Raw genomic sequence first — 9,082 nt, forward strand, 5'->3', positions numbered from 1 at the left:
CTTGCGCATGATTTCGCGATCAGCCACGCCACCGTCCAGATCGAGGTCGAGGACGGAGCCACGTGCCGGTTGCATGGTGATCGGCGCGCGCATGGCTGAACCGGGGGCCAGTCCGATCAAGGCGGTCATCTTCGATTTCGACGGCACGCTGTCGAACAGCGGCGACTGGTTCCTGACCGTCGTCAACCAGCTCGCGCGCCGCTTCCGCTTCCGTGAGGTCGGCGACGACGAGATCGAGATGCTGCGCCACCGCACCTCGCGCGAGGTGATCGCCTATCTGGGCATATCGCGGTGGAAGCTGCCGATCATCGCCCGCCATGTCCGGCAACTGGTGGCGCGCAACGTCGATCAGATCGAGCTGTTTCCGGGCACCCCCGGCCTGCTCGCCACGCTGGCCACCGGCGGGGTGCGGATGGGGCTGGTGACGTCCAACGCCGCCGACAACGCCCGCGCGATCCTGGGCGCGGGCAACGCGGGGCATTTCGAGGCGTGGGCGGCGGGCAGTTCGCTGTTCGGCAAGGCGCGCAAGTTCCGCCGGGTATTGCGCCAGATGGGGCTGGCCCCGAACGAGGTCATCTCGATCGGCGACGAGACCCGCGACATCGACGCCGCGCGCGAAGTGGGTATGCGGACCGGCGCGGTATCGTGGGGCTATGCCAGCGAGGATGCGCTGATCGCGCTGCGCCCCGACGCCTTTTTCCGCACCCCGGACGACATCGTCGCCTATCTGCGCGATCACCGTTGACCGAGGTGGATCGCCAGCCATAGCGTCGGCGGTTCGGCACTGGTGTGCGTCACCCAATGACGCCGTCCCCGCGTGATCATCACGCAATCGCCGGGCACCAATTCGATGTCTGGCGCGTCCTCGATCCGCAATCCCGCCGTGCCGCCCAGCAGTAGCACCCATTCATCATGGTCCTGCACCATCGGCGCATCCGCCGGCGTGACCTGCCCGCGCGACACGATCCGCTCGATACGGATGCCCGGGCGCGCCAGCAATTCGGTGAACGCCTCTTCCGGCATCGCCGCCGGCAGGTCCGCATAGAGGTTGGTCGCCGGTCTCGTCGTCATGACGGCGCACCCTGCCCGAGCGCGACGTGCCAGTCGACAGAGCGAATCGCACGCGGCATGGGGAGCCCATGGCTCCCCGTTTCCAGTTCACCATCGACTCCACCGACGGCCGCGCGCGCACCGGCGCGATCGCGATGCGGCGCGGCACGATCCGCACCCCCGCCTTCATGCCGGTCGGCACCGCCGCCACCGTCAAGGCGATGAAACCCGCCGACGTCCGCGCGGGCGGTGCCGACATCATCCTGGGCAACACCTACCACCTGATGCTGCGCCCCGGCGCGGAGCGGGTCGCGCGGCTGGGCGGGCTGCACGATTTCATGGGCTGGGATCGGCCGGTCCTGACCGATTCGGGCGGCTATCAGGTGATGAGCCTCGCCGACCTGACCACCCGCAGCGAGGAAGGGGTGTCGTTCAAGTCGCACCTCGACGGTAGCCGCCACATGCTCTCGCCGGAACGCTCGATCGAAATCCAGCGCCTGCTCGGCAGTTCCGTCACCATGGCGTTCGACGAACTGGTCCCCACCACCGCGACTCGCGACGTGCAGGCGGCGGCGATGGAGCGCTCGATGCGCTGGGCCAGGCGCAGCCGTGACGCCTTCTTCGCGGCGGAGGACCATGCGCAGGCCAACGCGATCTTCGGCATCCAGCAGGGCGCGCTCGACGAGGGGCTGCGAAAGGCATCGGCGGACGCGCTGACGGACATCGGGTTCGACGGCTATGCGGTCGGCGGGCTCGCGGTCGGCGAGGGGCAGGAGGCCATGTTCGGCGTGCTCGACTATGCGCCCGGCCAGCTTCCGGCCGACCGGCCACGCTACCTGATGGGCGTGGGAAAGCCCGACGACATCGTCGGCGCGGTGGAACGCGGCATCGACATGTTCGATTGCGTGCTGCCCACCCGCAGCGGCCGCACCGGGCAGGCGTTCACCCGCACGGGACCGATCAACATCCGCAACGCCCGCTTCGCGGAGGATCAGGGACCGCTCGACCCGGCGTGCGGTTGCCCGGTCTGCGCGGGGTGGAGCCGCGCCTATCTGCACCATCTGGTCCGCGCCGGCGAGATTCTGGGCGCGATGCTGATGACCGAGCACAACCTCTGCTTCTATCAGGCGTTGATGGCGGATCTGCGCGCGGCGATCGCGGAACAGCGGCTGACAGCGTTTGCCAGCGGCTTCCGCGCGCAATATCTCGGTTCAAAAGGAGAGTAGAGTGTCCGAAGAGCAGAACGAGATCATGGCCGCCGCCAAGGACGCCAAGGCGCGCAAGGAACGCGCCAGATCGGGCGACAAAAAGGGCAATGGCTGGTCGATCGGCGCAATCGGACTGGGTGTCGGCGTTGGATCGGCGGCGGTGGCGGCGGCGCTGCTCTATGCCGGGCGCAACCGTGGCAAGCGCGACGACGACTGAGACGGCGGGGCGGGTCAAGGGGTTAGCTTAACCATCAACCGTATCGCCGCGGGACACCGCCGAATCGGCCCGCGCGCGGGCGGGTGATTCGGGCTATGGCGCGCGGGTGATCGGGCGGCGGCTATCTGGACAACGGGCGCGGGGAACGCTGGCGGTGGCGCTGGTGTCATTGATCGGCGCCGGTTTTTCGGCTCAGGCCGGGCTGACCCACCTCGACACCCCGACACCCGCGCCGCGCGCCGCCGTCGTCGCCGCCAACTATGAATCGCAGGACCATTTCCCCGGCGCCGCGCTGCTCTATGCCGAGGATAGCGCGCGCATATCGGAGGTCGCCGCGCCGGTCGCCGGCGTCACCGGCACCATCGCCCTGCCCGATCTCCCGGTGCCGCAGAACGCGGTGATCGATGCGACGATCCGCCCCGCTCAACCGTTTGTGTTGCGCGGCACATCGGGCGACCAGGCGCGTGCGCTCCAATGCCTGACCACCGCGATCTATTACGAAGCGGCGAGCGAGCCCGACGACGGGCAGGCGGCGGTGGCGCAGGTGATTCTCAACCGCGTCCGCCATCCCGCTTTCCCGCCCAGCGTGTGCGGCGTGGTCTATCAGGGATCAGAGCGCGCCGGCTGTCAGTTCAGCTTCGCCTGCGACGGCGCGATGGCGCGGGTGCCGATGCGCGCGGCATGGGAGCGCGCGCGCCGCACCGCCGCGCTGGCGCTGGCCGGCCGCGTGTTCGCGCCGGTCGGGCTCGCCACCCATTACCATACCTATGCCGTCCGCCCGTCGTGGCAGAAGAGCCTGGTGATGACCGGCGTGTTCGGCGCGCATTTCTTTCACCGCTGGAAAGGCTGGTGGGGCACCGCCGCCGCGTTCAACCAGCCCTATTCGGGACATGAGCCTGACGCCGCGCCGCACCCGCGCGGCGACGTGATCGTCCCGGTGCCCGAGGCGATCCCTGCCCCGGTGATCGCCGCGCTATCGCCGGCGATCAAGGTGCCGACGCCGGTCGCGGAGATCGTCGCCGCGCACAGCCAGAGCGGCACGCCGCAGCCCGAATATGCCGCGCTGCCCAACGATTCGCAGGTGCTCGACAAGTGGAAGGATTCGGGCAAGCCGCTGCGTTGAACACGACGACAGGCCCCGCCGTCGCCGACAGGGCCTGCCCTTTTCTATCCACTATCGATCAGCGGCGGCCGTGGCGGCCCTGCCGGTCGTTCTTCTCATAGCGGATCTTCGCCGACAGCGCGTCGAAGCGGCGGTCGAGGTCGCGCCGTTCCGACAGGCTCAGCCCGTTGACGCGGTAGCGCGCCTCAAGCCGGCTGATCGAGCGGAACTCGTTGCGCAGTTGGCTCGCCTCGTTGCGGGTCAGCGCGCCGGAACGCACCCCCTGGTTGATCTGCTGCTCCAGCCGGGCCTGACGGGCGTTGATGTTCTGCCATGCCTGCGCACTCGCCATGGAGGGAACGACCACCGCGCTGGCCAGTCCGATGCCGGTGATGATCCTGGTGATCCGGTTCATGATACGCACTCCTCATTTCGTGTCCGTCGATCGGACAAGAGGGGGTATCGCGCCGCAGTGTCGCGCGGTTGTGGCGCGAATGGCGGAATTTTGTCGCAGACGATGGCGGAGCCGGCGAGTTCGTTCAGGCGGCGAGCAGCCGCTCCGCCTGCGCGCGCGCCTCATCGGTGATCTCGGCGCCCGACAGCATACGTGCGATCTCTTCCCGCCGCTGGTCGGGGTCGAGCGGGGTGACGCCGGTGCGGGTGACGATGCCGTCGTGGCGCTTTGCGATCAGCATGTGACGATCGCCGCGCGCGGCAACCTGCGGGCTGTGAGTCACCACCAGCACCTGCGCGCTCTCCGCCAGCCGCGCCAGCCGCTCACCGATCGCGCTGGCCACCGCGCCGCCGACGCCGCGATCGATCTCGTCGAACACCAGCGTCCGCGCCGCGCCCTCCTCCGCCAGCGCCACCTTGAGCGCGAGGATGAAGCGCGACAATTCGCCGCCGCTGGCGATCTTGACCAGCGGCCCGAACGGCGCGCCGGGATTGGTCGAGATCATGAATTCGACGCGGTCGGCGCCGTGGACGCCCCATTGATCGCGCGGCAGCGGCTCGATCGCGGTGCGGAAGCGCGCGGCGTCGAGCTTGAGCGGCGCCAGCTCGGCCATCACGGCCGCGTCCAGCCGCGCCCCCGCCGCCGTCCGTCCCGCCGACAGCGCCTCCGCCGCGGCCTGATAGGCCCCGGCCTTTTCCGCCAGCGCGGCCTCCAACGCGGCGATCCCCTGCCCGCCGCTTTCCAGCCGCGCCAGCCGGCCGGCCAGTTCCTCGGTCAGCGCGGCGAGTTCGTCGGGCTGGACGCGATGCTTGCGGGCGACCGCGCGCAGTTCGAAGAGCCGGGTCTCATCGGCCTCCAGCGCGGCGGGATCGAACGCCAGCGCGTCGGCGGCGGCATCCACCGATGCCTGAGCGCCGTCCCCCTCGACCAGCGCGCGATCGATCGCCGCCAGCGATTCGCCCAGCGCCGGGTGCGCATCGGCGATCCGATCGAGGATGCGCGCCGCCTGCCGCAGCCGCGCCAGCCCGCCGTCCGATCCATCGAGCAGCGCGGCGACCGCCGCCAACTCGCCGGCGACCTTTTCCCCGCGCTGCATCGCCGCGCGGCGATCGGCCAGCGCCACCTCCTCGCCGGGTTCGGCGGCAAGCCCGCGCAGTTCGGCCACGGCATGGGTCAGCCAGTCGCGATCGGCCTCGGCGCTGTCCTGTTCCGCGCGGGCGACCGCCAGCGCATCCTCCGCCGCGCGCCACGCCCGGTGCGCGATCGCCACCGCGCCCGCATCGAGCCGCCCGAACGCGTCGAGCAACGCGCGGTGGCCGCGCGGGTTGAGCAGGCCGCGATCGTCATGCTGGCCGTGGATCTCGACCAATTGCCCGCCCAGTTCGCGCAGCAGCCCGACCGACGCCGGCTGATCGTTGACGAAGGCGCGACTGCCGCCGTCGCCCTTGACGATTCGGCGGATGATGAGCGGCTCGCCCGGCTCCAGTTCCAGCCCGTTCTGCGCCAGCATCGATTCGATTGCGCCGTCGACCGGCAGGTCGAACGTCGCGGTGACGCTGGCCTGAGTCGCGCCGTGGCGGACCAGCGCGCTGTCGGCGCGCGCGCCGAGCGCCAGCCCCAGCGCGTCGAGCAGGATCGACTTGCCCGCACCGGTTTCCCCGGTCAGCACGCCAAGGCCCGGCGCGAAATCGAGGTCGAGCGCCTCGATCAGCACGACATCCCGAATGGCCAGCGCGGTCAGCATCGCGGTTGCTGTGCCACGGGCGGGCACCCGGCGGAAGTCAGCGTTTGCGGCGCTTGCGATCCGTGGCGGGCGTCTGCGGCAGCAGCGGCCCGGTGTCGGCCGCGACGGTGCTGGGCGGATGCTCCTGGATCAGCTTGTACGCGCGCTCATACCATTTGCTGCCGGGATAGTTGACGCCCAGCACCGCCGCCGATTTCTTGGCCTCGTCATGGACGCCCAACGCGAGATAGGTCTCGGTCAGGCGCATCAGCGCCTCGGGCGCGTGGGTGGTGGTGTCATATTGATCGACCACCGCGCGGAACCGCATCGACGCCGCCAGCCACTGGCCGCGATCCTCATAGAAGCGGCCGATCTCCATCTCCTTGCCGGCCAGGTGATCGCGCACCAGATCGACCTTTAGCCGCGCGTCGGCGGCGTAGCGGGTGTTGGGATAGCGGCGCATCAACTCGCCCAGCGCGTCGAGCGCTTGCTGCGAGATCTTCTGGTCGCGGGTGACGTCGTTGATCTGCTCGTAATAGCTGAGCGCGACCAGATAATAGGCATAGGGCGCGTCGCGGTTGCCGGGATGGACCGACAGGAACCGCTGCGCCGACTGGATCGCGTTGGTATAGTCGCGGTCGAGGTAATAGCTGAACGCCCCCATCAACTGCGCGCGGCGCGCCCAGATCGAATAGGGGTGCTGGCGCTCGACCTCGTCGAACAGCGCGGCCGCGAGCTTATAGTCGTGCCGGTCCAGCCGCAGCTTCGCCGCGGAATAGAGCGTGCCGACGTCGCGCGCGACGTAGGGCGTGTCCGCGCGATTGCCGCGACGGGCACAGCCGGCGGTGGCGAGAACGCTGAGGCTGACAAGCGCGAGGGCGGCGGCGCGAAACCTGGTGATACGCATGGGGCGCGTGTCTAGCCCAGCGCATGGCGGCCAGCCAATCCTTTTCGTATCGTCGGGATCGACCCTGCGGTGAGCCGCGTTATGCAGGGTGACGCGACCGGCCCGTCCGGGCTTTCCATTTCGGGGATTTCGACCATGACCGCGACCCTGCTCGCCACCCACCGAGTCGAGAAGCCATGGGGGCGGCACCAGCTTTGGCCCGGATTCGCCGATCCTGCTCCGGGCGCCGATCCGGTCGGTGAAGTGTGGTTCCAGGCGCCGGGCGACAGCACCCCCGACCTGTTGATCAAATATCTGTTCACCAACGAAAAATTGTCGGTCCAGGTCCACCCCGACGATGCGGAGGCCCATGCGCGCGGGCTGCCGCGCGGCAAGGACGAATGCTGGGTGATTCTGGCCGCCGAACCCGGCGCGACGATCGGGATCGGCACGCGCGACACGGTCGCGCCCGACGCGCTGCGCGCGGCCGCGCTCGATGGATCGATCGAACGATTGATCGACTGGAAACCGGTCAAGGCGGGCGACTTCTTCTATTGCGCGTCGGGCACCATCCACGCCATCGGCCCCGGACTGACGCTGATCGAGGTCCAGCAGAATTCGGAAACGACCTATCGCCTGTATGATTACGGCCGGCCGCGCGAGCTGCACCTCGACGGCGGAGTCGCGGTCGCCCGCACCGGGCCCTATGTCGCGCCGCCGATGCCGGGCCGCGTCGCCGACGACCGGACGATCCTGGTCGAAGGGCCGAAGTTCGTGCTCGAGCGCTGGCCGGCGGGGCGCCGCCACTTCGCCATGCCTGCGGAAACCACCGGCTGGCTGATCGCGGTGGCGGGTGAAGGCGCGGTCGATGGAATCGGCTTCCGCGCCGGCGAATGCCTGACGCTGATCGGCGATTGCGAGATCGTGGCGCAACCGGGCGCCGACCTGCTGTTCGCCTATCCCGGCGGCAGTCGGATTGACACGGACGCGTAATAAAAGTCTCCTTTGGCTTGCGCGGGGCGCAACCGTGGCGCGCCACGGACGTTGGTCCGGTGCAATTTTGAGGAGGATTTCGATGCGCATTCCGATTCTGATGGCTGCGATCGCCGCAATGGCGCTTCCCGCCGTGCCGGCCGACGCCCAGCGACACGACAATCGCAACAACAACAGCCGCAACTGGCAGCAGTATCGCAACTACGACTATAATCGGCCGGAACGCGGCCAGCGCAGCTATGATGCGGCGCGCTACTATCGCGACGGACGTTACTACAAGGAACGTCGCCTGACCCGGCAGGACCGCATCTATCGCGGCAGCAACGGTCGCTATTATTGCCGCCGCAACGACGGTACCACCGGCCTGATCGTTGGCGGCGTCGCCGGCGGCCTGCTCGGCAACAGCATCGCGGGGCGCGGGGATGGCCTGCTCGGAACGCTGCTCGGCGCGGCGGCGGGCGGTGCGCTCGGCAACGCGATCGACAAGGGCAACGTGCGCTGCCGCTGATCGCCACCGGCGGATCGAACGAAACGGGCTCGGCGGCGACCGCCGGGCCCTTTTCACATCAGAAGATGAAGCCGCCCATCCACAGGCGGACCGCCGCCACGATCAGCACCAGCAGGTTGAAGTTGCGGCCGCCGTTGGAGCGCGACAGCACGCCGATGGCCGCGCCGACCACAGCGATCGGGATGGCGATATAGTTGATCGCGCCCAGCAGCGGGATCAGGCCGGGAATGGCAAAGGCCAGCGCGACCAGGCCGATCAGGATCGAGACGATATTGAGCATGACCCGAATGTAGCGCCCGGCCAGTGTATTATCAAGATACCACAGTACGCGACCGCCAACGCTTCCTTAACCGTGTTTGGGGCATGGCGGAGGGATGACCCGTCTCGCCCCCCTTTCTTTGCTGCTTCCCCTCGCGCTGGCCGCGTGCGGCGGCGGCAATTCGCAGGACCGCAGCATCGACACGCTTGATGACGAACTGGCGCAGGGCATCTCCAACAACGCCAGTGACCCCCTGCTGACCGGCGCGTTGCAGGACCAGATCATGGTCGACCCGCAACTGGCGCAAAAGGCCAATGCGGACTCGATCCGCCCGCCCAGCGAGCCTTATGCTGCGCCGATCCCCTCCACCGACGTCGCCGCCGGGCCCAGCCCCGATACGGGTGGGCTGATGAAGGCCCCCGCGCCGATCGCCGGCGGCTGCCCCGATTGCAAGGCGGCCAATGAGGCCAAGACACTCGCGGCGCTGGCGGCGCGGCAGATGGGCACCGCCAACGGCTGCATCGGCAAGTTGCGCTATGCCGCCGGCTGGGCCAACCGGCTGCCCAAGGATGTGCCGCTCTATGCCAACGCCCGCGTGATCGAGGCGGCGGGGGTGCAGGATGGACAATGCTCGCTGCGTCTGGTGAGCTTCACCGTGCCCCAGCCGCTGCCGGTGCTGCTC

Annotated in this window: 11 protein-coding genes and 1 pseudogene; 7 read left to right on the top strand and 5 right to left on the bottom strand. The window is 69.1% G+C overall.

The features are described from left to right. The first annotated feature begins 91 nt into the window (after nt 1–91). The gene (locus VNR91_RS07370) at nt 92–745 is read left to right on the top strand and encodes an HAD hydrolase-like protein (protein ID WP_325490126.1); all 654 of its coding nucleotides are present in this window, start codon (nt 92–94) and stop codon (nt 743–745) included. Here the strand turns inward: VNR91_RS07370 and VNR91_RS07375 are convergent. Beyond that, the gene (locus tag VNR91_RS07375; RefSeq protein ID WP_325490127.1) at nt 736–1,071 is read right to left on the bottom strand and encodes a cupin domain-containing protein; all 336 of its coding nucleotides are present in this window, start codon (nt 1,069–1,071) and stop codon (nt 736–738) included. The two genes, VNR91_RS07370 and VNR91_RS07375, sit on opposite strands and share 10 nt — an antisense overlap. Nucleotides 1,072–1,139: 68 nt before the next feature. Here VNR91_RS07375 and tgt point away from each other — a divergent pair, with 68 nt between their 5' ends. The 3 genes from tgt (at nt 1,140) to VNR91_RS07390 (ending at nt 3,598) form a co-directional block, all read left to right on the top strand. Then, entirely contained in the window at nt 1,140–2,276 is a 1,137-nt protein-coding gene (gene tgt / locus VNR91_RS07380) for a tRNA guanosine(34) transglycosylase Tgt (protein ID WP_325490128.1), read from the top strand. 1 nt (nt 2,277) lies between these two features. Continuing rightward, complete coding sequence (locus VNR91_RS07385; protein WP_325490129.1) at nt 2,278–2,475, top strand: hypothetical protein; 198 nt, start codon at nt 2,278–2,280, stop codon at nt 2,473–2,475. 154 nt (nt 2,476–2,629) lie between these two features. Next, a complete protein-coding gene (locus VNR91_RS07390) occupies nt 2,630–3,598 on the top strand; it encodes a cell wall hydrolase (protein WP_325490130.1) in 969 nt (322 codons plus the stop codon). A gap of 58 nt (nt 3,599–3,656) precedes the next feature. On the opposite strand, the gene VNR91_RS07395 is transcribed toward VNR91_RS07390, so the two are convergent. From VNR91_RS07395 to VNR91_RS07405, 3 genes are all read right to left on the bottom strand, one after another. Continuing rightward, nucleotides 3,657–3,992, bottom strand: a complete 336-nt coding sequence (locus tag VNR91_RS07395; RefSeq protein WP_325490131.1) for a hypothetical protein — start codon at nt 3,990–3,992, stop codon at nt 3,657–3,659. A 124-nt stretch (nt 3,993–4,116) separates the two neighbouring features. Continuing rightward, nucleotides 4,117–5,775, bottom strand: a complete 1,659-nt coding sequence (gene recN, locus VNR91_RS07400) for a DNA repair protein RecN (RefSeq protein ID WP_325490136.1) — start codon at nt 5,773–5,775, stop codon at nt 4,117–4,119. A 37-nt stretch (nt 5,776–5,812) separates the two neighbouring features. Continuing rightward, the gene (locus VNR91_RS07405; RefSeq protein ID WP_325490132.1) at nt 5,813–6,661 is read right to left on the bottom strand and encodes an outer membrane protein assembly factor BamD; all 849 of its coding nucleotides are present in this window, start codon (nt 6,659–6,661) and stop codon (nt 5,813–5,815) included. Between the two features lie 135 nt (nt 6,662–6,796). Here VNR91_RS07405 and VNR91_RS07410 point away from each other — a divergent pair, with 135 nt between their 5' ends. Together VNR91_RS07410 and VNR91_RS07415 are read left to right on the top strand one after the other, a co-directional pair. Continuing rightward, on the top strand, nt 6,797–7,633 hold the full coding sequence (locus VNR91_RS07410; protein ID WP_325490133.1) for a class I mannose-6-phosphate isomerase: 837 nt from the start codon (nt 6,797–6,799) through the stop codon (nt 7,631–7,633). An 82-nt stretch (nt 7,634–7,715) separates the two neighbouring features. Beyond that, entirely contained in the window at nt 7,716–8,141 is a 426-nt protein-coding gene (locus VNR91_RS07415) for a glycine zipper 2TM domain-containing protein (RefSeq protein ID WP_325490134.1), read from the top strand. A 58-nt stretch (nt 8,142–8,199) separates the two neighbouring features. On the opposite strand, the gene VNR91_RS07420 is transcribed toward VNR91_RS07415, so the two are convergent. After that, the gene (locus VNR91_RS07420; protein ID WP_325490135.1) at nt 8,200–8,421 is read right to left on the bottom strand and encodes a hypothetical protein; all 222 of its coding nucleotides are present in this window, start codon (nt 8,419–8,421) and stop codon (nt 8,200–8,202) included. Between the two features lie 94 nt (nt 8,422–8,515). Between VNR91_RS07420 and VNR91_RS07425 the strand changes: the two are divergent. After that, a pseudogene (locus tag VNR91_RS07425) lies at nt 8,516–9,082 on the top strand (hypothetical protein); the annotation flags it as partial.

It is taken from the genome of Sphingomonas sp., assembly GCF_035555815.1.
Classification (GTDB): Bacteria; Pseudomonadota; Alphaproteobacteria; order Sphingomonadales; family Sphingomonadaceae; genus Sphingomonas.